Origin of the sequence: Acidithrix ferrooxidans (genome assembly GCF_000949295.1) — a bacterium.
Classification (GTDB): domain Bacteria; phylum Actinomycetota; class Acidimicrobiia; order Acidimicrobiales; family Acidimicrobiaceae; genus Acidithrix; species Acidithrix ferrooxidans.
Genome location: NZ_JXYS01000026.1, coordinates 60,219 through 82,391, shown reverse-complemented (window position 1 = coordinate 82,391; position 22,173 = coordinate 60,219). Strand labels below are relative to the sequence as shown.

Annotated in this window: 19 protein-coding genes and 1 tRNA gene; 6 read left to right on the top strand and 14 right to left on the bottom strand. The window is 48.2% G+C overall.

Annotated elements, in window-relative coordinates; genetic code table 11:
• Nucleotides 1–25 precede the first annotated feature (25 nt).
• The 5 genes from prmC to rho form a co-directional block, all read right to left on the bottom strand.
• The gene (gene prmC / locus AXFE_RS05525; RefSeq protein WP_052604904.1) at nucleotides 26–856 is read right to left on the bottom strand and encodes a peptide chain release factor N(5)-glutamine methyltransferase; all 831 of its coding nucleotides are present in this window, start codon (nucleotides 854–856) and stop codon (nucleotides 26–28) included.
• Nucleotides 857–921: 65 nt separating this feature from the next.
• Nucleotides 922–1,995 (bottom strand): peptide chain release factor 1, encoded by a 1,074-nt coding sequence (gene prfA / locus AXFE_RS05520; protein ID WP_052604903.1) that lies wholly within the window; start codon nucleotides 1,993–1,995, stop codon nucleotides 922–924.
• The gene (locus AXFE_RS05515) at nucleotides 1,982–3,109 is read right to left on the bottom strand and encodes a hypothetical protein (protein ID WP_052604902.1); all 1,128 of its coding nucleotides are present in this window, start codon (nucleotides 3,107–3,109) and stop codon (nucleotides 1,982–1,984) included. Before AXFE_RS05515 ends, prfA begins: the two co-directional genes overlap by 14 nt.
• Nucleotides 3,110–3,157: 48 nt before the next feature.
• Nucleotides 3,158–3,385 carry a 50S ribosomal protein L31 gene (gene rpmE, locus AXFE_RS18340; protein WP_082058518.1) on the bottom strand — a complete coding sequence of 76 codons (228 nt, stop codon included), beginning with the start codon at nucleotides 3,383–3,385 and terminating at the stop codon, nucleotides 3,158–3,160.
• An 82-nt stretch (nucleotides 3,386–3,467) separates the two neighbouring features.
• Nucleotides 3,468–5,663 carry a transcription termination factor Rho gene (gene rho / locus AXFE_RS18335; RefSeq protein ID WP_082058512.1) on the bottom strand — a complete coding sequence of 732 codons (2,196 nt, stop codon included), beginning with the start codon at nucleotides 5,661–5,663 and terminating at the stop codon, nucleotides 3,468–3,470.
• A gap of 144 nt (nucleotides 5,664–5,807) precedes the next feature.
• Here rho and AXFE_RS05505 point away from each other — a divergent pair, with 144 nt between their 5' ends.
• On the top strand, nucleotides 5,808–6,074 hold the full coding sequence (locus AXFE_RS05505; protein ID WP_052604901.1) for a hypothetical protein: 267 nt from the start codon (nucleotides 5,808–5,810) through the stop codon (nucleotides 6,072–6,074).
• A gap of 506 nt (nucleotides 6,075–6,580) precedes the next feature.
• On the opposite strand, the gene thrC is transcribed toward AXFE_RS05505, so the two are convergent.
• The 4 genes from thrC to argS form a co-directional block, all read right to left on the bottom strand.
• Complete coding sequence (thrC, locus tag AXFE_RS05500) at nucleotides 6,581–7,654, bottom strand: threonine synthase (RefSeq protein ID WP_052604900.1); 1,074 nt, start codon at nucleotides 7,652–7,654, stop codon at nucleotides 6,581–6,583.
• A 59-nt stretch (nucleotides 7,655–7,713) separates the two neighbouring features.
• Nucleotides 7,714–9,018 carry a homoserine dehydrogenase gene (locus tag AXFE_RS05495; RefSeq protein ID WP_082058511.1) on the bottom strand — a complete coding sequence of 435 codons (1,305 nt, stop codon included), beginning with the start codon at nucleotides 9,016–9,018 and terminating at the stop codon, nucleotides 7,714–7,716.
• A gap of 188 nt (nucleotides 9,019–9,206) precedes the next feature.
• Complete coding sequence (lysA, locus tag AXFE_RS05490; protein WP_052604898.1) at nucleotides 9,207–10,490, bottom strand: diaminopimelate decarboxylase; 1,284 nt, start codon at nucleotides 10,488–10,490, stop codon at nucleotides 9,207–9,209.
• Nucleotides 10,491–10,590: 100 nt separating this feature from the next.
• Complete coding sequence (gene argS / locus AXFE_RS05485) at nucleotides 10,591–12,213, bottom strand: arginine--tRNA ligase (protein ID WP_052604897.1); 1,623 nt, start codon at nucleotides 12,211–12,213, stop codon at nucleotides 10,591–10,593.
• 159 nt (nucleotides 12,214–12,372) lie between these two features.
• Here argS and AXFE_RS05480 point away from each other — a divergent pair, with 159 nt between their 5' ends.
• Both AXFE_RS05480 and AXFE_RS05475 read left to right on the top strand, forming a co-directional pair.
• On the top strand, nucleotides 12,373–13,128 hold the full coding sequence (locus AXFE_RS05480) for a class I SAM-dependent methyltransferase (RefSeq protein WP_160291744.1): 756 nt from the start codon (nucleotides 12,373–12,375) through the stop codon (nucleotides 13,126–13,128).
• 182 nt (nucleotides 13,129–13,310) lie between these two features.
• A tRNA-Arg gene (locus AXFE_RS05475) sits at nucleotides 13,311–13,382 on the top strand.
• Nucleotides 13,383–13,703: 321 nt separating this feature from the next.
• Here AXFE_RS05475 and AXFE_RS05470 read toward each other — a convergent pair.
• Entirely contained in the window at nucleotides 13,704–14,063 is a 360-nt protein-coding gene (locus AXFE_RS05470) for a Clp protease N-terminal domain-containing protein (RefSeq protein ID WP_160291743.1), read from the bottom strand.
• A gap of 977 nt (nucleotides 14,064–15,040) precedes the next feature.
• Here AXFE_RS05470 and AXFE_RS05465 point away from each other — a divergent pair.
• The 3 genes from AXFE_RS05465 to AXFE_RS05455 all read left to right on the top strand — a co-directional run bounded on the left by AXFE_RS05465 (nucleotide 15,041) and on the right by AXFE_RS05455 (nucleotide 18,298).
• Nucleotides 15,041–16,582, top strand: a complete 1,542-nt coding sequence (locus tag AXFE_RS05465) for a UDP-N-acetylmuramoyl-L-alanyl-D-glutamate--2,6-diaminopimelate ligase (RefSeq protein WP_052604894.1) — start codon at nucleotides 15,041–15,043, stop codon at nucleotides 16,580–16,582.
• A complete protein-coding gene (locus AXFE_RS05460) occupies nucleotides 16,575–17,480 on the top strand; it encodes a glycosyltransferase family 2 protein (RefSeq protein WP_052604893.1) in 906 nt (301 codons plus the stop codon). The genes AXFE_RS05465 and AXFE_RS05460 overlap by 8 nt, the downstream gene beginning before the upstream one ends.
• Nucleotides 17,481–17,560: 80 nt before the next feature.
• Nucleotides 17,561–18,298 (top strand): alanyl-tRNA editing protein, encoded by a 738-nt coding sequence (locus tag AXFE_RS05455; RefSeq protein WP_052604892.1) that lies wholly within the window; start codon nucleotides 17,561–17,563, stop codon nucleotides 18,296–18,298.
• A 117-nt stretch (nucleotides 18,299–18,415) separates the two neighbouring features.
• Here the strand turns inward: AXFE_RS05455 and AXFE_RS05450 are convergent, their stop codons facing one another.
• From AXFE_RS05450 to coxB, 4 genes are all read right to left on the bottom strand, one after another.
• Nucleotides 18,416–19,093 (bottom strand): DedA family protein, encoded by a 678-nt coding sequence (locus AXFE_RS05450; protein ID WP_082058510.1) that lies wholly within the window; start codon nucleotides 19,091–19,093, stop codon nucleotides 18,416–18,418.
• A gap of 142 nt (nucleotides 19,094–19,235) precedes the next feature.
• The gene (gene ctaF, locus AXFE_RS05445) at nucleotides 19,236–19,628 is read right to left on the bottom strand and encodes an aa3-type cytochrome oxidase subunit IV (RefSeq protein ID WP_052604891.1); all 393 of its coding nucleotides are present in this window, start codon (nucleotides 19,626–19,628) and stop codon (nucleotides 19,236–19,238) included.
• Nucleotides 19,625–21,328, bottom strand: coding sequence for a cytochrome c oxidase subunit I (ctaD, locus tag AXFE_RS05440; protein ID WP_052604890.1), 1,704 nt, complete (start codon nucleotides 21,326–21,328; stop codon nucleotides 19,625–19,627). The genes ctaF and ctaD overlap by 4 nt, the downstream gene beginning before the upstream one ends.
• Nucleotides 21,325–22,110 carry a cytochrome c oxidase subunit II gene (gene coxB / locus AXFE_RS05435; protein ID WP_052604889.1) on the bottom strand — a complete coding sequence of 262 codons (786 nt, stop codon included), beginning with the start codon at nucleotides 22,108–22,110 and terminating at the stop codon, nucleotides 21,325–21,327. The genes ctaD and coxB overlap by 4 nt, the downstream gene beginning before the upstream one ends.
• Between the last annotated feature and the right edge of the window lie 63 nt (nucleotides 22,111–22,173).

Sequence of the window (22,173 nt, the reverse complement as noted above, 5' to 3'; positions counted from 1 at the left end):
TCCTAAATAAATCACGGAGACCAGGTCAAGAAGCTATAAGGTATCTATCCTTGCCGACAAGGTCACGCTCGATTCTCACAGATCGAAAACCAGCGCGATTGGCCAACGAGCAAGCAAGCTCCCCTTGTGATTCCCCAATCTCAAGAATTAAGATCCCATCTGGAGCCAGAAATTGAGGGGCACCGGCGACGATTGTCTCTATTTCAACCATTCCGGTACCACCTCCATCCAGCGCAAGGTGGGGTTCCATTCTCACCCGTGGATCTAAAAGATCCAACTCTGAAGTCGCGATATAGGGTGGATTAGAGACAATCATGTCGAATCGTTCGAACTCCCGGCCACTTAGCGCCTCGTACCAAGAGCCTTGTTCGAAGGCGACGCTGGCTCGAATCAATTCTCGATTCAGTTCCAAATTTTCCCGAGCGAGCTCAAGCGCATCATTGGAATAATCGACCAATACAACCTCTTCGCATCTGCCTGAGGCTCCAAGAGCCAGTCCGATCGCTCCAGTACCCGTGCCCAGATCTAAAACTGAATGAATTAATTTTGGCAGAAAACGATCCAATATCACCTCAAGGAGATATTCGGTCTCAGGCCGTGGAATCAAGGCCCGTCGATCACATTTAAGTTCAAGAGATCCAAATGGCCACGATCCAATCACGTATTGCAGAGGTTCGCCGCCGACATAGCGCGCTGAACGGTCTCTAACTTCTTTCTCTATTGCGCCATTCGACTCGATCTCACCAGAAACAACATCTTCGTATTGAATATGTGCCACTGCAGAGATAACCCATATAGAAGGCGTCAATCCATCAAAGAGATCGCTGTAGTGCCGCGCTAGATCAATCAATTTCAAAACATTCACCTAGCAGCTAAGGCCCATCGATAAGGTATAGGGATCAACGATACCGAGGAGGATTACTACCCCTCATTACCCGAAAGTTGCTTAGAGCGTTCGTCGATAAGAAGAGCATCAGAGACTTCGTCCAATTCACCAAGCAAGATCCTATCCAACTTGTACAAGGTCAGCCCAATACGGTGATCGGTTACCCTATTCTCCTTGAAGTTGTAGGTGCGGATCTTCTCACTTCGACCACCACCGCCAACTTGACTCTTTCTGGCACTTGAAAGCGCCTCAGCTTGCTTGTCTTGCTCCATCTTCAGCAGTCGAGCACGCAACACCTGGAGGGCCTTAGCGCGATTTTGAATCTGGCTCTTCTCATCCTGCATGGCAACCACCATTCCAGAAGGAAGGTGAGTAATTCGAACTGCAGAATCGGTTGTATTGACGCTCTGTCCACCAGGACCGGTTGAACGATAGACATCGATTCTCAGGTCATTTGGATCAATATGGACATCGACCTCATCGGCCTCTGGGAGAACTGTAACTGTCGCCGATGAAGTGTGGATCCTGCCTTGGGACTCGGTAACTGGCACCCTTTGCACTCGGTGCGGGCCACCTTCATGCTTTAGTCGGCGCCAAGCATCTTCACCTTTGACCAAAAGCGCTGCCTCGTTATACCCTCCACGCTCAGACGGGTCAGCCCCTAGCACTTCCACCTTCCAACCCATGCGATCAGAAAATCGGAGATACATATCGAGGAGATCCTTTGCGAAGAGGTTTGCCTCTTCGCCTCCTTCAGCTCCGCGAATCTCTAAAATAACGTTCTTGCCATCGTTGGCATCTCTAGGCAAGAGTAAGAGCTCAAGCTCCTCCTCTAGATTTCGTTGTTGGCCTTCGAGGTTTTTCAACTCGTCTTCCATGGCGCTAAGCTCGTCGGCCTCTGAGATCTGAATTATCTCTCGTGCTGAATCGATATCTTCCTTTATGGAGTTGAGCTTTCTATAGGTAAGGACTATCGCCTCTAGCTCTTTGTGGCGACGGCTCAACTCTTTGAAGCGCTTCTGATCTCCATAGACAGAGGGATCGCCAAGCTCTACTACGACGTTCTCATATTCTCGTTCGAGGCTCGCAACCCGATCACTGTATTCCAAAATCCACCACTTCCACTTCAAGCTTCTCTCGCCAAGAAGCCAAGATTTGCCAAAGTGTTACCTTCACCTTGGATAATTTTAATAAGTCAAAGAAGACGCCAACCTTAACTAACTCTACAGTTACGACAAGGTTAAGGCTCAAATCGCCATATAAAGAGCGAATCGAAGCGGCCGCTTGAAGCAGCTTGGCAAGAACAGATATGTCCATCGACGCGCTAATCGCAAATAGTTCAGCGTCTCCTTGGGCATTGACTCCGACTAAAAAATCTACAGGATCCCGACCCTGGCCAAAAAACCCCGACTTGATAGCTTCCAAGTCGCCAAACGGGTCCACGCCTTCGTGGCCTGCTAGATGAAAGTCAATTCGTCGAAACGAGACCATTGCAAAATCGCTCGGTTCCGAACACATACGAGATGCCAGCCACCGCGAACTTAGAGCTGTCGCAACTTCTCTAAAACCACCAGAGCGCCGGTCTCGTGCAATTACATCACGGCATGAACTCAATATTCGGTTCAAATTCCAATCATAGTTATTGACCTCTTCGATCAATTGAGCCTCTGCAAAGGAGACTCCTGGATAGATCTCGTTAGTTATTGCATCTATCCTGGCATAAGGGATACCCTCAAACTCTAGGTATCTCTCGCCAAAACGAATCGAGACGTCCCTGCGAAAGTCCTCTGGGACAAATGACAGCTCTAAGTCGGTAAAGTCTCGTGCTTCCAGCAGTGTAAGGCAATCGATCGGGTGAATAGATTCGATCGATCTGCCTTGATAAAATTGCACATCTAGGTCAAAGCCACTCATCTGAGCACGAAGCGAACCCGCCGCAAGTGTGATAGTCTGGCGATCAAAACGTTGAGCCCCAAGATCTAAAAATACTATCTCTAGCCGTCGAACAAAGCTTCTATGCGATGCGACCACCAAAGCGGTGGCATCAAATTTAATACGGCCACCCACTACAATAACCAAGGAGTCGCCACTGGCGACTCCGGCTATCTTTGAACTATTAATAAATTGCGATACATCGCCCGTGATACTTGAATAGCCAAGCTTGTTGGCCACAGATCGTGCAATGGATGCAAGGGCCAAGGCCGAAACATTGTTACCTTGCACGATGGACTTATCTCCCTTGAGCGCAATTTGACCCTAATAAAGAGTCACTTACTCAGCTGTAACAGGTGTCTGACCCCGACGAACACCATATCGACGCTGGAAGCGCTCTACGCGGCCTCCGGTGTCTACAAGCTTCTGCTTGCCCGTATAAAACGGGTGGCATTCATTGCAGAGTTCAACGTGCATTGAATCTTTGGTTGACTTAGTTGTAAAGGTGTTGCCGCATGAACACACAACCTGTGCGTCAGCGTAATGAGGGTGTATTTCCGGTTTCATAGCCTTAAGGAGTATAGTGGGAGAAATCAAAAAACCTTAGCTTTAGGGTCCAGGACTTCATTACCAACAAAAGTGACTCCTCCTATGCCCCTGGACTCTTAGCGATCTCAGCCAGAAAGTCGTTATTCGACTTGGTTTGCTTGATCTTGTCGATTAGCAATTCAAGGCCCGGAGCACTCGATCCTTCAGATGAAAGAGCATTGAGAACTCGGCGCAGCTTCCAGACTTGATTTAGTTGATCTCGCTGAAAGAGGAGTTCCTCATGACGCGTCGAAGATGAAATTACATCAATTGCTGGATATATTCGCCGTTCTGCCAAGCGGCGATCCAAACGTAGCTCCATATTACCGGTCCCTTTGAACTCCTCAAAGATAACTTCGTCCATCCTGGATCCGGTCTCCACTAAAGCAGTCGCCAAGATGGTGAGACTTCCACCCTCTTCAACATTTCTTGCCGCACCAAAAAACTTCTTCGGAGGATAGATCGCACCTGAGTCAACTCCACCTGACATTATACGACCGGTCGCAGGAAGAGCAAGGTTGTAGGCTCGGGTGAGCCTAGTTATACCATCCAAAATGATAACGACATCGCGCTTCATTTCAACCATTCGCTTAGCCTTCTCAATGGCTAATTCGACTACGGCTACGTGTTCCTCTGATGGTCTATCAAAGGTAGAGGAGACGACCTCACCACGCACAGATCGACGCATATCAGTGACCTCTTCAGGCCTCTCGTCAACGAGTAGAACCATTAGATATACGTCAGGATTATTCGCCTCGATACAATGGGCGATCTCCTTCATTATCGTAGTCTTGCCGGCCTTTGGAGGGGAGACTATCAGCCCTCTTTGACCCTTGCCGATAGGCGCTATGAGATCAATAATCCGAGCAGTAACATTGAGGGGGTCAATCGAGGATTCAAGTTTTAGCCGATCATCTGGAAAGAGAGGGGTAAGTTCTTCAAACTTTGCCCTCAGCTTCGCCTCATCTGGATCAAGACGATTTACCGTATCGAGGCGAACTAGAGCTGGATACTTTTCAGATCCTATCGCGCTTCGAGCACCACCTTCGAGCATGTCACCTCGCCTGAGGGAGTACTTTCGAACTAGGTTTACAGAGACATAGACGTCCTTTGGCGAAGGTAGGTAGCCATTAGCCCGGATAAACCCGAAACCTTCGTCGCGCAAGTCTAACAAACCAGAAAAATCGGTTAACTCTGCATTCGAAGCATCAACAGACCCCCTGGTCTCGCCATCTCGCCCTTCTTGTCTCGGGTTAGTCCTGCCATTGCGACGCTTTTCGCGACGCCTGGTTGAATTGGCATCAATGTCCCGATCGCCGCCACGGTCTGAATCCATCGAGCGATTTGAATCGTTCCTCTGACCATCATTTCTATTTTGGTTATCGCGGCTTTGGTTATCGCGGCTTTGGTTATCGCGGCTTTGGTTATCGCGGCTTTGGTTATCGCGGCTTTGGTTATCGCGGCTTTGGTTATCGCGGCTTTGGTTATCGCGGCTTTGGTTATCGCGCGAAAAACCCTCTCGAGCAAAACTCTCGCGGCCATTGGACTCCCTTTGGCTCTCACGTGGTGCCACTTCACCAAGGACGACCTCCTCGAGCGGTGAATTGCTTTCACTATCACCTTCGTTGGCCGACCGATCTTGACCACTTGTGCGATTATCGTTTCCACGGCGGCGAGGCTGCTGAGGATTCGAGTTAGTGCGATTGTGGTTACGTGACGGAGCGGTAGCTGGATCAAGCTCAACCACGATTGGAGGTAGAATCGCGACTGGTTCGAACTTTACCAGAGGCGATACAGTCGTCTTTACGAGATCGTCGTTCCAAACTGGAGCCGTCTCCACTACTGCATTCGCCGGTCGTTTCGAGCGAATTAGTCGTGCATTACGACTTTGATCCACAGAATCCTCTGAATCACCTACAACTGATGTCGTCGACGCCTTCTCTTGCTTTGGCTCAGTAGAAGAAAACAGATCGCCATCAGATAATTCAGCAACCGGGGCCCTCCTGCTTGCCATACCCGCTCGGGGCCTCGCAGGCCTATTAGCCTGTTCCTGGGGCGACTGTGAGGTGGAACCTTGATCAGATGAGGGAGAACCTACCGGCTGGGAGACAACTACCGTCGACACTATTAGCTCAACCAATTCAGCCTTTTTGCTTCTTGGAGATGGAGAAAGTCCCAACGAATTCGCTATTCCGATGAGCTCATCATTTTTCTTCTTCTCCAAAACGGCCTTATCGGAGATAGTAGGGGTTGTCATATATGAAACCTCAATTCACATTCGTCAGGCAAGAGATATTTGTCGTATTAGTTCTCTTAGCTCTGACGTCTAAACATAAAAAGTGCGTGTTCCAATGTCGCTTGAAAAACCAATTGAACTGTCCGTTTAGGACAAAGGAGCTTAGTGACTGATTCGACAGCCGCCAAAGACGGCTCGGTAAAACCGGGAGTCGTTCCAAATCAGGAACACTTACTATTTATTGAATATAACACAGTTTCTGAAAAAACCATCTTCTGGGAGGAAAAGTGGGGAATATTTTTAGTTCATCCGAGCACCCTGGCTCTGCGAAACAAACGAACAATTCAAAATTCTATCATTTGGAAAAGGTTTTCATTGGTCAGAGATAGGTTGCTTTGCTTAGATGCAACAGTTTGTGCGAAGGTTGAATAAGAGGCAAAGACCTGACAGCATTTACTTTCCACCGACAAGGAGTGTACGAATGTGTGAAGCTGTACAAGCAAGTCAAATAAAAACACAACACGCTATGGTCACCTTCGTCAAGTTGACCATAACTTTGGTCGCTCCATCGTGTCGCGAGAGGTAAATGTTATAAGCGATTGGCGCATCTGTTCAGTCTCTCGGTTGATGGTCTTTGGTGCCTTAGCACCACCAGAATCGGAGCAATTTCGCTATTTTGGATTGAACACTCCTGAGACCCCACAATTTAGACAACTAATTGACGATATGTCTCCTTCGTGGCCATAGTGAAGATAGATAGCAAATCGTCACCATTTAATCAAGGAAGACCCACCGAGTCCAACCCCTATGGCAAATATCCCGAAATCTTATTGGTTTACCACTTCAGCTGTACTCCTAAGTGACAGTGGGGCCTTCTTGGTCGATCAGTCTTTTAATCTTTGACTAGGTCTTCATGGGAAAAACTCAGTTCAAGAATACTAGATACCTACAGCTTCTGAAATTGCCTCAATAGTTGCATCCAATGCTGTAGGTACCTGAATTTGTGAGATCGCAGTATCGGGATCCTTCAAACCATTTCCGGTCAGAACACAAACAACCCTGGCACCCGCTGGCACCTTAGACTTCAATAGACCAGCTACCGATGCAGCGGAGGCTGGTTCGCAAAAGATGGATTCGCGACTGGCCAAAAGGCGATATGCAGCAAGTATCTCCTCGTCGGTGGCGGCAAAAATATCTCCGCCAGATTCATCGCGGGCAGCAAGAGCCTGCTCCCATGAGGCTGGATTTCCAATTCGAATCGCAGTGGCTATGGTATTGGGCTCCAAAACTGGATGGCCTAGAACGATTGGCGCAGCGCCTGCAGCCTGCACGCCAATCATCTTAGGCAACGAGTGACTTAGGCCAGCCTTTTCATACTCTTTATAGCCACGCCAATATGCAGTTATATTGCCAGCATTTCCTACGGGTATGAAATGATAGTCCGGGGCAAAACCAAGTTGATCGATCACTTCAAAGGCGCCGGTCTTTTGGCCCTCAATTCGAAATGGATTGATCGAGTTCACGACAGTTATCGCCTTAGTCTCGCCAAGTTCTCGAACGATCTCGAGCGCTCGATCAAAGTTCCCTTTAATCTGGATCACCTTTGCTCCATAGATCAAGGCCTGAGCGAGTTTTCCAAGGGCAATGTAGCCAGCTGGAATAAGGACAAGACAAGACATATCAGCTTTGGCAGCATAAGCAGCCGCCGAGGCGGAAGTATTGCCAGTCGAGGCACATACGACTGCCTTCGATCCAGCTTCTTTGGCCTTAGTAATAGCCATTGTCATTCCGCGATCCTTGAATGACCCAGTTGGATTGGCTCCCTCAAATTTAAGATAGACACTTGCATTTGTCATCCCCGAGAGAACTGGCGCATAAATCAGCGGAGTTGCCCCCTCTCCAAGGGTAACCACCTCTACATCTGGAGCAACCGGAAGAAAGTGCCGATATTCATTTATCAGCCCTCTCCAATTGAGAGAAGATGAGGACAATTTTCCCGTCGAACTTTGCATTTCACACCCTTTTGGCCTTCGCCATCGATCAAATTAAGTTTTAGAAGCTTACTGGCTACCTAGCTAGGATCAAAGACTCGAATAAACCCTGCAACCCGACGTACCGAATCCAGGCTCCTAATTCCTTCTAACGTCGCATTTATAGCGCTCTCTGGAGCCATATGAGTAATAAAGACCAGTCTTGCTTCTTCGTTCATATCTAGCTGCTCCATAGAACGAATTGAGACGTTGTTCTCTCCAAAGAGGGAAGCAACCCCAGCTAAAACGCCTGGCTTGTCCACAACATCCACAGCTATATAAAAACGATTCTCCATCTCATGAATAGAGACGAGATGTGCTGGTTCTCTATCGAGTTGCCTTTCAGTAACGCCGTATCGTAAATTATGGGCCGCATCGATCACATCGCCTAAAACCGCGCTTGCAGTTGGAAGCCCTCCGGCTCCTCGGCCATAAAACATCAGCTCGCCAACCGCTTCTCCGGTGACAAATACCGCGTTGAACGAATCTCTGACCAGTGCAAGGGGGTGATCCTTAGGAACGAGGGAAGGATGGACTCGAACTGCAATCTTTTGCGATGAGTCGCCAGGCTGATCCAGCACCTCACAGATAGCCAAAAGCTTGATCTCAAAACCATGTCGCTTAGCAAAGTCGATATCCATAGAGGTTATCTTGGTAATTCCCTCTCGATACACATCCTCAAAGCGAACCAGCCGACCAAACGCCACAGTCGCTAAAATTGCCGCTTTGGCCCGAGCGTCGTCACCTTCGACGTCAGCAGATGGATCAGCCTCTGCATATCCAGCCTCCATCGCCAGCGCCAATGCATCTTCATAACTCAAGTCAGAGTCAGACATCGCTGAAAGAATGAAGTTTGTAGTGCCATTGACAATTCCAGCGATACGTCTAACTCGCTCGCCAGCCAAGCTGACTCTAAGCGAGCGTATCAGAGGAATTCCGCCAGCTACCGCTGCTTCAAAAAAGATATCTCGACCTACACTATTTGCGATCTGTGTGAGTTCAGCTCCAACCACTGCCAAAAGCGCCTTATTGGCAGTCACAACCGTCTTGCCACTCAAAAGTGCCTTTTCAATCAACTCTCTCGTAGGAGAGATTCCCCCCATAACTTCGACAACGATATCCACATCACTGGAGGCGACTACGTCCTCAGGACGATCTGTAAGCAGTTCACGATCGACGTAATCGGGACGTGGCCGATTTAAGTCCCGAACGGCCACGGCAGTAACAACGAATCGTTCACCTGTTTGAGAGTGAATCAATTCACTATCTCTGGTAAGCAACTTCAGAAGCTCTGCTCCAACGTTTCCACAGCCAAGAAGACCTATACGTACTGGAATTTGACTCACCGCCTGATCGATGAAATTTTATTAATTAGCAACAATTTCGCTCCTACTGGTGAAAAATCATAATCGCCAAAGCTCTAGAGCATGGTTAGCCTTCTCCTAAGAGCGATACCCAACGGGCCAAAATCGATCTCTAGGCATAGTGACAAGTAACGCCCAAGAAGATAGGAGCTTCCCTCCGAGTAACAAAACTAAATCTCGAGTCGAAGCAGATCCTCGTAGGTCTCTCCGCGAATTGCAAGTCGCGGGCCATCGCTATCGACAAAGACGACTGGGGGGCGTGGAACTCTATTGTAATTTGAAGCCATGGAATATCCATATGCGCCAGTAACAGGAGTTGCGATGATATCGCCTTCCGCCAAAGTCCTTGGCAACCAGGCATTCCTAATCAAGACATCACCGCTCTCACAATGCTTTCCGACGATGGTTACGCAGCTATCCCTGATAGCGCTCCCATAGCCTGGCATAAATGCTTCATATCCGCTGTCATACAGGACAGGGCGAGGGTTATCACTCATTCCGCCATCCACAGATACATATGTTCTAAGACCAGGCAAAACCTTGATCGTTCCGACCCGATATAGGGTTAGGGCCGAGGATGCGATCAAAGAACGGCCGGGCTCAACGATTATCTGCGTCTTTGAATCAACCCTAAGATCGCTCAAGGCGCCATAGAGGACCCTCGCCCACTCGTCAAATGTCGGTGTTAGTTCATCACCAAGGTACGCGACACCGAGGCCACCACCTAGATTCACTGTAGCGGGTTGGTAGCGTTCGATGATCCCCGAGAGCGCCTCCACCTCTTTGTAGTACGAATCCAGTAAAAATATCTGAGACCCAATGTGTGCATGGATTCCAACAAAGTCAAGAAAGTCAGATCGGATCGACCTCTCGATCGCTTGTTCGGCCTCTCCTGATTTGAGAGAGAAGCCAAATTTGGTATCTTCCTGACCAGTCATGACGAATTCATGGGTGTGTGCCTCTACTCCAGGGGTTATGCGAATCAGGATCCGCGCCACAACACCCCGGCTTCGACAAATTGACTCGAGTCGCTCAAGCTCCGTCATGGAATCGACCACGACCAACCCAACTCCGTAGTCAATTGCCTCGCTCAGTTCCAACTGCGACTTATTGTTGCCATGAAATATAATTCGCCCTGGATCGAGACCTCCAGAGATGACCACCGCGAGTTCGCCTCCCGAGGCCACATCCATCGACAAGCCCATTCGATCCAAGACTCTCACGAGCTCTCGACATAGAAATGCCTTAGAGGCATAAGCTACAGTCCAAGGAGCAGCACCCCTAGCTTCATTCGCGCGAGCTTTGATGTGATCTAAGTCGTAGACAAAGCAAGGGGTACCAAACTCCTTGGCTATATCTAGGAGCGCCACACCATGCATCTCCACCCTTCCATCTTCACGAATCGAACAGCCTGAAGGCAAGAGATGCGGTGAGATCGCGGTCGAATTGGTCATCAGACTCTATCCATTCAAATTAATTTCAAACCATATATATTTGGCCATCGCCAATAAAAGTAACTTCGCCAGATTGGACCAAGGCACCTTTAGAATCTAGCTACATCCGCTCCAGAGCCTCGACTCCAACTAATGAAAGAGCTACCTTGATAGCGACCTGAGCGCCCCGCACCATGCATAGGCGTGCTTGAGTCAACTCCGGCCCGTCCCCCAAGACAGAGCAATCGTGATAGAAGCCGTGGAAGGCTCCTGCGAAGTCCCGCAGCCAAGTTACAATCTTGTAGGGAGCTCGCTCTGTAGCAGCTATCGAGACCACTTCATCTAGGCGAGATTGTATCTTGAGAAGCTCCAACTCTCGGGGGTGCACTAATAACGAAAGATCGACATCTTCTATCTGTGGCTCTGGAATCTCTCGCTCAATGCGCATCCTCTCTATCGCAGCCATTCGAGCATGCGCATATTGGATGTAGTAGACAGGGTTGTCCATTGACTTAGAGGTCACCACTGCCAAATCAACTACGCTAGAGCGATCGATTGAAGTCTGTAACGACAAAAGCCGCATCGCGCTAGCGCCAATCTCTTTGGTCACCTCTTGAAGATCCACAACGTTACCTTTTCGCTTTGAAAACTTGACAACCTCATCCCCTCTTTGGAGAGAGACCATCTGACCAAGGAGTATTTCAAGGCGCGACGACTCACAACCTAACGCACTCATCGCCCCAAGGAGACTCGGGACTTGGCCCTGATGGTCAGCTCCAAAGATATCAATCGCATAGTCAAAGCCTCGGCGGACAAGTTTGTCATAGTGATAAGCAATATCGCCAGCTAAATAGGTATAGTCTCCGTTTGCCTTTGTCAAGAATCGATCACGATTGTCTCCATAACGAGTCGCCATAAAGACCGACTTACCATCTTGAATCTCTATGGCGCCATTTGCCTTCAAAAGCTCAACTACTTCGCCAACAGCTCCAGACTCTTCAATCGAGGCCTGGGAATACCAGGTATCAAAGGTAATCCCCAAATCCGACAAACTCTCTTTGATCATTACTAGGATCTTGTCGGATGCGAACTTACCAGCGGCAGTGACATCATTGAGGTCGCCATCGTAACCTCTAGCCAATGTGGAGACGTACTCCCCGCTATATCCCCCCTCGGGAACCGCCTCCCCTTTTGCGAGCGCCAACAGAGATTCACCCAGTGCGCGAATCTGTCCCCCTGTGTCATTTACGTAATACTCAGTCGATACGTCATAGTTCACGAAGGCAAGGAGTCGTCCCAAAGAGTCTCCATAGGAAGCCCACCACCCGTTTCCAAGATGAAGTGGCCCCGTTGGGTTAGCCGATACAAACTCTAGGAGAAGTCTTTTACCCTTGCCGATATCGCTTCGTCCATAGCCATCAACCCCCATAGATAAAGCAGCGCTCACGTCCTCATAGAGCCAGCTGTTGTTGAGTCGAAAATTGACAAAACCTGGTCCCGCTAGTTCAGCTCCCTTTAGATATGGGCTTGATGAGTTGAGAATCTGTTCCACAAGTCTGCTGGCTAAATCTCGGGGGTTGGTTCCCAATACCTTGGCGCCCACCATGGCTGCATTAGTGGCGAACTCTCCAAATTCCGCCCGAGCGGGTTCTGTGACATCAAAATTTACGGTGGAAAGGTCGACTCCGAGGTCGCCCAACGCCTGAACAACGAGTCCTCTTAGATGGTCTTTAATCCTTAACAAAGCGGTCTTCTCCTAAACATCTAAAAAATCATCCTATTAGGAAATTGCCTCTTTTACGAAGATCGGACCCCGATGACAAAAAAGCGTTATTTGTCGAGGTGCATCCGGTGACCACACTTGGATGTTATCCTTGTAAAAAAGCAAAAGGCGGTAACTTATTTGTTAAATGACTGGGATTCAAAGACCTACTCGACCCTAGAACTACCCCATTTGAATTGGGGCAAAAAAGCTATAGGCCACCTCGACTTAGCTGGGAATGAGACCATTGCAGACCTAGGAGCCGGGACTGGTCGAGATTCATTTGCCCTAGCCAAACTTCTACCAAAGGGAAAAGTCATAATGGTCGAGCGATCCCGGGCGATGCTAGCGACCCTAAGAGAGCAGCTAAAGGACCACCCTGGCACCTTTGAAGTTATTGAGGCCGACCTATTGTCGCCATTTGGACTGCCAAATAGCTGCGATGGAGCAATTAGCGTTGCTGCATTTCACTGGATTCACGATCATCTCACTCTTTTTAAAAATATCGCCGCGATCCTAAAAGACGATTGCCCTCTAGTGGCTGACTGTGGTGGGGAGACAAATATCGCTCAAGTCATAGCTTGCTATGAAGAGGTCTCTAAAACGAGCGCAGATGCAAAAGAGATTTGGAACTTTTCGTCAGTGGCTGATGCTAAAGAAAATCTCCAAGCCGCTGGTCTTTCTCCGGAATCTGTAGTTCTGGAGGAAGATCCACTTTATCTAAAGAACAAGGACGAGCTCGAAACCTTTCTTCGAACAATTGTATTAAAAGATCAGATTGCCAAATACGAATCAATAGATCAAAAAAAGATTATCCAAGAAGTGGCTGAGAAGTTACCAAACAAATCTATCGACTACGTGCGCCTCAAGATAATCGCCAAAAAACTAGGATCCTAGCGAGAATTTTGGTCCTATCTCAACCAAATGGCACAACCCTAAATGCCTCTTGAAGCAGATCAATATCAAAACAAGTCGTTGATCTGGTCTTTAAGATCTCTACGGGAGATTGCAAAAAGGCTCAAGTCCAAGTCACGAAGCCATTAGGATTGAAAAGAGATACTCCAAGGACTATTACGATTGCCCTCGTAGCTCAGGGGATAGAGCACCGGCCTCCGGAGCCGGTGGCGCAGGTTCGAATCCTGCCGAGGGCGCACTCTCATCCATTAAGTCAATTGCGCCAATTTACTTAGTAGAGCTCCACAAATTAAAATCAGCAATTTTTCAATTCATAAATCAATTCCAACCATTCCACTCCGCTATTGGCCTCTTGCCCTGATCTTCACAAAATAAATCGAAGAGTCCCCTATTTGTAGGCAAGTCGTTGTTTTAAAAGCCAGATTTACAGATGGAGAAACGATCCTTGCCAAATTGCGATCAAGATATAAAAAATATACACCATTGCTTGAGTGAACTCCGACCTAAGCAACACCTTGCCATCAATTTCAACCTCTATCGTATTTTTATTTGGACTCTCAGCTAAGCGCTATATCAGATTCACCTGGCCTTTGATGAAATTGACGCTCCTGAGTAATTACCCTTATGACAACCGACTCGGCCCGTCCACGCGTAACACCGACTTCCAACAAGATCTCCCCAGCGAGCGAGGTCCCCTGAATAATTAGTCCAAGCGACAGATGCTCCGTGACGATCCAATCGTGGCCCAGTCCTCTCGCAGCGCGTGCGGTCAGCTCAAGAACCTTTTTCGCCTTAGTTGTAGATGCAGGCCTATCAGGCGCCTCACCATCTCGGTCATCATCAAAAACAGACACAACCAGTGAATTAATAGTTACCCGCTTCTCTGAGATAAAACAACTACATATTGTCTTAGCCAAAAAGTCAACCATTGATTGTTTTTACTGGAGAACTATCTTCGAAGCCGCATTAGCCTTTTGAATCGGCAAAGAAATCTCCATGCGAACTTGAAATTTAGCCATCGTCGCCTTTACAGCCAACCATCGCCCAAAGGTCGATCGCTGGCTATAAAGAACTCTCTCTCAATGAAAAGTCAAGCCATAACCGCTCAGAATTATCGGCAGTTCAGACTCTATTAGAGACCAAAGGCAGCCAAATCCCTTGACAAAAGAAGATAGACCCAAATCCTCCAACACGAAAATGGGCTAACCTTAGAACGGCCCGGCCGCCCTCACACAGAAAGAACTAGGTACGCTCTCTATCTAAAGCGCCTAGTCCATGTGAAATGTGCCATCTAAAAAACAAACCATATTGCTCGCAGAAAATGAGCTATGCCCATTGTGCGGATGACGGAGATTTAACTCTTGTCTGGCTTCATCAATTCTCTTAACCTGGTAACAAATAATCATCCACCGCCACGAATCCTTGTACCGCATTTCTATGACGGCCTTGCCTAAAGGTCAATGCCTTGACTTTTAGGCAAGACTCTAGAGGTGAAGAAAACATCGATTCTTCAATAAGGAACAGTTGGCATTACAATAAATTTGGGGTCTTATTTGTCACAACAAATATGGGAAGACAAAAGAGCTTGACCCTGTGAGACAAACCCTTCCACCCCTAATACTTATGCGACTGCTAATTAGGCTTCCTTTGTGGATCCACGAAAAATCATCTATCAACTTATGGAAAAATTGCGACTCGCCACCAAGCACATCCACCTATCGATGGGCTTTTATCGATAAAGAGAGCCAATAGCATCAAAAAAATGGACGAAATAGCCACTTATGCGAATCGAATCCATCATATAAGTCTCAAATGACGAGATTTTCAGCTAATTTTAAATTCAGACAATAGGCTAGATTGAAGTATAAGCTTGATCTAGTCGGAAGCGCAATAAGTGGCAATTCTACTCTCCGAAATAGCAGCTCTGATTGATGGAGCAAGACTTATCGGTAGTGATCAGGTCGTGCATGGGATATCACACGATTCACGCAAGGTCGAACCAGGCTTTGTTTTCGCTGCGATGAAAGGTTCAAACCAAAACGGCTATAACTTTATCCAAACCGCACTGAACATGGGGGCGGTTGGAATAGTCATCGCACAGGCAAATCTAGATACGATCTCTTTACTTGAGGAGATCTCAATCCTCATAGTTCCATCGGTTCGCCAAAACCTAGGTATTATCTCCTGTGCAATCTATGACAACCCATCCAAAAAGATCAACTTGGTTGGGATTACTGGTACTAACGGTAAGACAACAACATCTTTCCTTTTAGATTCAGCGCTATCGGCAAGCGGAATCCGCACTGGGGTAATCGGCACCATAGAAGTTCGATCGGCAAATAAGCGCTATGGCTCCACCTACACAACACCAGAGGCCCCTGATCTACAGGCGGTCTTGGCCGAAATGGTTGAAAACGATGTAGAAACCGTATCCATGGAGGTCTCTTCGCATGGCATTGACCAAATGCGCATCGAAGGCACGTCGTTTCGAATAGGAATCTTCACCAACCTATCCCCCGAGCACCTTGACTACCACGGAACGATGGAGCAATATTACTATGCAAAGTCCAGGCTCTTTGAAGCAAACCGTTGCGGCTTTGTGATCATAAACATCGACGACACATGGGGACGCCGCCTAGCTCACCAGGTCCAAGTGCCGAGGGTAACTTTTGGCACTTCAGCCGATGCTGACTATCGAATAGAAAACACCAAAGTAAGCACCGATGGCACTAAATTTTCATTGATCCATAAGGACTCAATCTTCGATCTCTCAACCCATATCGTTGGTTCAATAAATGCCCTAAATGCTACAGCCGCCTTCATCGCCGCCACCGAACTTGGCGCTCCTGCGGAGGTAGTCATCCAAGGAATCTCACAATGTTCTTCTGTCGATGGTCGATTCCAATTGGTTGAGGCCGGCCAACCCTCAATGGTCGTCGTTGACTACGCTCACACCCCAGACTCCATAGCAAATCTGATCTCAACGGTGCGCTCGCTCCTTCCACCCAATGGCAAGGTCTTTGCGGTTGGAGGCGCCAGAGGTGGCAGAGATCGCCTAAAACGACCAAGTCTCGGTGCTGCCCTAGCAAGTGCCGATTGCGCCATACTAACCACAGATAACCCAGGCAATGAAGACCCAGAAGCGATCATCACACAACTACTTCTTGGAACTCTCGATATGCCCCCACAAAAGGTCCACATCGAACTCTCACGGTCCAGCGCAATCGAATATGCCGTCATGAATGCATGCGAAAGCGACGGAGTAGTAATTGTGGGACGCGGCCACGAGACAACGATCAGAATCGGCGAAACCACCTCTCACCTCGACGACCGAGAAGAGGTGGCAAGGGCAGCTAGGTTGCTTGCCGCAAAAAACAAGAGCGACTTCAATTCAACATCGCAGCTCTCACAAAGCGACAACTGCGCTCATGCCTAATCCAGCCAGCGATCAAGAATCTATATCGGCCATAGTGACCTCCTATAATTCAAAAGGAACGATCGGCCCAGCAATTGAGTCAGTCCTAGCTCAGAGCTTCAAGCCCCAAGAGATTATTGTCGTAGATGACGGTTCAAGCGACGGCTCAAAAGAGATAATAAATAGCTATTCTGGCGAAATTCAAATTGCTTTTCGTGAAAATGGTGGACCCTCCAAAGCACGAAATCATGGGATAGAACTAGCCAGTGAAAGTTGGTTAGCCTTTCTAGATGGCGATGACATCTGGCACCCAAAAAAACTCGAATTACAGATAGAGGCATCCAGACAAAATCCCGATCTTCAAATAATTGCAACTGATTGGTCTAGAGAGATATCCAAGCTCGACGACCATATCAAATCACAAAGAAGATATTTTGCAGAAGATATTGCAATTCTAAATCGATTCCAGACCTCCACTGTAATGATGAAAAGAGAACTCGCTAGGTCAATCAATGGCTTCGATTCAGAACTGGACTCCGCCGAAGATTGGGACATGTGGCTTAGAGCTACTAAAGATAGATACTCTCTTGTCCTCGGAGCACCGTTGGTCTTTTACAGGGATAGCCCCCAAGGTGTATCAAAAGACCTTCGCAAACTGGCGCGCAAGGCAGATCAGATAATGCTCAGGGAATCTCAAAGCCAAGATCTAGATCCACAGTTGCTGAGAGAACTTCGAATCTGGCATCAACACCGCCTAATAATAGGTCAATTGCTATCAGAGCACCCCTTAGAAGCTTTAGGGATGATTCCCAATTCGATTCGGGCCGGTAGGCCCATGGACCAGATCGCCGCATTTAGACGATATACAGTTCCATTTCTGATGGAGCGGCTAAAGCGACGAACTAAACCAAAATCATAGATAACAAAACCCCAATGAGCGAGTGCAACCAGTCCACAACCTCTCTTGTAATCAACCCTGTGGGCTAAGATTGAAGAGTTATGAGCGACTACGAAGATAGAATTGGCCGAACAATCCGCCTGGAGCTATCAGACCCTGATCTATTGGAGTTCGAGGCCAAGGTGCTCCAAGCAACTCCAGAAGGTATAGTACTTGATCGTTCCGCTTTTTATCCCGGCGGTGGTGGACAACCTCCAGACGAGGGCACGCTAACCTTCGAGGACAAGACCACTTCAATAATCGGCGTCCAAAAAGAGAACGACCTCAGATTGATCCCAGCCCTAGGGGACCCCTTACCACAAGTCAACATGACAGTGACCGCTCGCATCAATGCTCCACGTCGGTTAGCTCTTATGCGCACTCACTCAGCGTTACACCTACTGTCAGGCGTCATCTTCCGTGACTTTGGAGCCTTGGTAACTGGTGGCAACATGGAACCACTATCGGCTCGCGCCGACTTTAATTTAACTGAAATACCTACGGGCTTCAAGGAGACGCTAGAGGAGACATGTAGTCGCGAAATTCTTGAGGACCACCAGATTCTAACCTCACGCCAACCCCGCGAAATCGCTCTTTCGATTCCCAACATCATAAGGACAGCCACCAACTTGCTACCGCCGGAGCTAGAGATCATTCGGATAGTAGATATTGTCGGTCTAGACACCCAAGCCGACGGAGGAACCCACGTAACCTCCACCTCCAAAATTGGCCAAATGACGATAACCAAGATCGAAAACAAAGGCAAGGGTTTCAGACGCGTGCGCTTCACATTGAGCTAACGGCGCCATCGAAGGCACTCCAAAATCACACCAAACGTACCTCAAAGGAGATGTCGACCAAGAACAGAAATCTAAGATATACCCTCTATCTGCTCAACTCTCCTTCGCCGAAGCCGCCTATTCCGCCTCGCTAGATCTCTCTTCGCCATCGTCTGGCCGACCGACGAAAATGGCTTCGGCCCCCAGCATTTTCCTGCCAACGCGCCGCTTTAGCAGGTAAGCAACGACCAAAATCACTAGTATCAAGGCCATGAGGACATAACCCGCAATCCCTGAAATCGATTGTACGCGATGAAAACTCGCTCCCGCTAAATATCCAGCTAGCGAAAATAAGATAGCCCAAGTAGCTCCGCCTAAGACATTAAAGATCGCGAAGGTCTTATAGCGCATACCCGTCATTCCAGCTAGACCAGGAACTATCGCTCGAAGCGTGGCAGCATATCGACCAATAAATATGCTCAGTCCTCCCCTGCGGGCGATAAAGTCTTCGGCCAGTTTAATATGGCGAGCTTTTACAAACCGACCGTATTTCGAAGCCAGGATTCGTCGTCCAAACTTCCTGCCAACGAAGTATCCAATTGAATCACCGATTATCGCTCCCATGACCGAGGCTAATAGTGCAGCCCATAGAGAGATATGGTGCTCATAAGCCAAGACACCACCGACTAGTACTGCTGTCTCCCCTGGAACGATAAAACCAAGAAATACCGAAGACTCCAATGCCGGCAAAAGAAAGATCAATGCAATGGCAGTCCAGCCGCTCAAGGTCAAAAGGTTATTTGTAATAAAAGACACATAGTAATGATAACCTAAAACAACTTTGAATATGATGAGAGGCTAAGGACGTATGTCCTTAGCCTCTCACTTGTCAATCGCCCAATCAAAAGGCGGACATAAAAGAAAAACCTAAAAGCCCGTGAGCAATCTCCAGTTAGGGCTACACTAGCCCGCCCCGCCTTGACTCAAGCACGACCGAGGTAGCTGCAAAGATCAAGAGCGCTCCACCTATAACTAGGGTCCAGGCTCCAAAGGCCAAGGATAGTGCACTAAAAAAGACACCCATACCGAGCACAAATGGCCAAATCGTATGACCTGGAAAGGTTCCGATAGTTCCTTGGCTCTCGGCGATCGTAGCATCCTTAGAATCCTCAGGACGAGGATCCATCCGCTTCCGCCACCAACCCATATAAAGGGCTGGCATAATTCCTAGACCTGCGGTGCCAAACAGCATGGTGGCACCACCATATTCTCTAGCCCAAAAGAGATAGATGGTAGTTATTACGAGGACAAAAAGCCCAATCCCTAGGTAAATTCGAAATTCTACCTTCATTGCTTCTTCGTCCTTTCTGAAGACTTCGAACCCTTGGGGTCGTGACTTTCGAGATAATCGGCATACTCGGGATGATTAGCATCCCAAACCGGCCTCTGGGATCGAATCGGAGGGATTGAGGTGAAGTTATGATGTGCCGGCGGAGAAGTTGTTGCCCACTCAAGAGTGTGGCCATCCCATGGGTTTCCACTCGCCTTCACCGGCTTTTTCCAGGAGACATAGAGATTTACCAACCACACAACGAAGGAGAGAAAGGTAATGGCCGCCCCAAAGGTCGAGACCCGATTAAGAAAGGTTACATGATCGCTAACTAGATAGACAGGTACGCGTCGTGGCATTCCCCGCAGTCCGATCAGATATTGCGGTATAAATGTAAGTCCAAACCCAATAAAGGCTAGCCAAAATTGGGCTTTGCCCAGTCTCTCGCGAAGCATACGCCCCGTCAGCTTTGGATACCAATAATAAAAACCAGCAAAACCGGCAAAGACCGCTGTGCCTGCAAGAACCTGATGGAAGTGGGCAACCACAAAATAGGTATCGTGAACTGCAAAGTCAATCGGCGGAGATGCGAGCATGACTCCAGTAATTCCACCCATTACGAAAGTTACGATAAATCCAATAACCCATAACATAGGAGTATCAAAGGCAATATTTCCACCCCACATTGTTCCGAGCCAGGTAAAGACCTTTATACCCGTGGGCACCGCAATCAAAAGAGACAACGCCGAGAAGAAGGGGAGCAGAACCGTACCCGTAGTGAACATATGGTGTGCCCATACCCCTGTGGAGAGAGCAGCTATAGATAAAGTCGCAAAGACAAGTCCTTTGTAGCCAAAGACAGGCTTACGAGAAAAGACGGGAATAATCTCAGATACGATTCCAAAATAAGGCAGCGCTAAGATGTAAACCTCCGGATGGCCAAAGAACCAAAACAAGTTCTGCCACATAACAGGAGATCCTCCGCCAGCCACCGTGAAGAAGTGAGTACCAAGGTGACGGTCAGCATAGAGCATTATCATTGCTGCGGTCAAAATCGGAAAAGCGATAAGAATCAGCATTCCGGTCACGATCATATTCCAAGTGAAGATAGGCAGACGAAACATCGTCATACCCGGCGCTCGAAGATAGAACGCGGTAGTGATCAGATTGACTGCAGTGAAGATACCAGAAAAACCCGTAAGCGCAATCGCTATAATCCAGAGATCCGGGCCAACTCCTGGAGCGTTAGTATAACTCGAAAGAGGAGCATATGCCACCCACCCAAAGGCAGCAGCACCACCAGCTGTAAAGAACCCCAGCAACATCGTCGTTCCACCGGTCAGATACAGCCAGTAAGAGAGAGCATTCAATCGTGGAAATGCCATATCTGGTGCACCTATTTGCAGTGGGAGTATGAAGTTTGCAAATCCACCAAAGGCAAAAGGACCCGCAAATAGATAGAGCATTATCGAGCCGTGAATCGTAAACAACTCGTTGTAGGCCTGTTGGGAGATAAAGTGGTTGTTTGGTCCGGTGAGCTGAATGCGAATCAACATCGCCATAGAACCCGCGATCAAAAGAAAGACCAACGAAGTATACATATAGCTCTTACCAATGACCTTGTGGTCAGTGGATGTCAGCCATTGATAGATGCCTCTGGGCTCGTTATGGCCATGGTCATCGGAGCCATGATCAACTCTTTTTTCCTCAGCTATCGTCATGCCGTTGCCGCCTTCTGCTGTGTAAGCCAACTTTGGAACTGAGCGGGAGTTACAACCCGCACACTAAATAACATCTCGCCGTGGTACAGACCACAAAGCTGGGAACAGCGTCCCACAAATGTCCCTGTCGTCGTCGGATTGAAGTCAAAATAATTCGTAACCCCTGGTAGCGCATAGCGCGAGAAATTAAATGCTGGAATATAAAATCCATGCACCACGTCCTGGGAGACCAGAGTGATCTTGGTAGTCTCAGTTTCGGGTAAAACCAATTGCGGATAGTTCGCACCTTGCGAGACGATACTTACACCATTTGCATATGTAAATCGCCATCCCCATTGAAAAGCCGTCACCTTCACAGAGACATTCGGCGTAGAACTCACCGCTGTGATCTTATTCTCGGATCGAACTGTAAAGACAAAAAGGGCAATCACGATCAATGTCGGTATGACAGTATAGATCACTTCAATTGGAACGTTCGAATGGCGTTGGTGTGGAATTGTATCGGTCCTGCGTCTAAAGCGTAAAACGACATACAAAAGGCCGGAAAAAGTAATTGCGCCAACGGCAATAGCAGTGTAGAAAAACCCTTGGTACAGATGGAACATACTCTGACCCTGGGTGGTAGCACCTCGAAAGGCACCAAAAGTTGGACCACACGCACTAAGAATCAACCCGCCCAAAGCCAACGTGCCAAGCGTTCGCGTACGTTTTAATGGTACCCCAGAACCATCCAAAGCCTCTGACGTCTCATCGAACGCTGATTCTCTCTTATAAGAATTCACAGTTCAAACCAAACCCTTTTATATTCATTTCGCAACTTATAATTCACTATTCATAGCATCTCA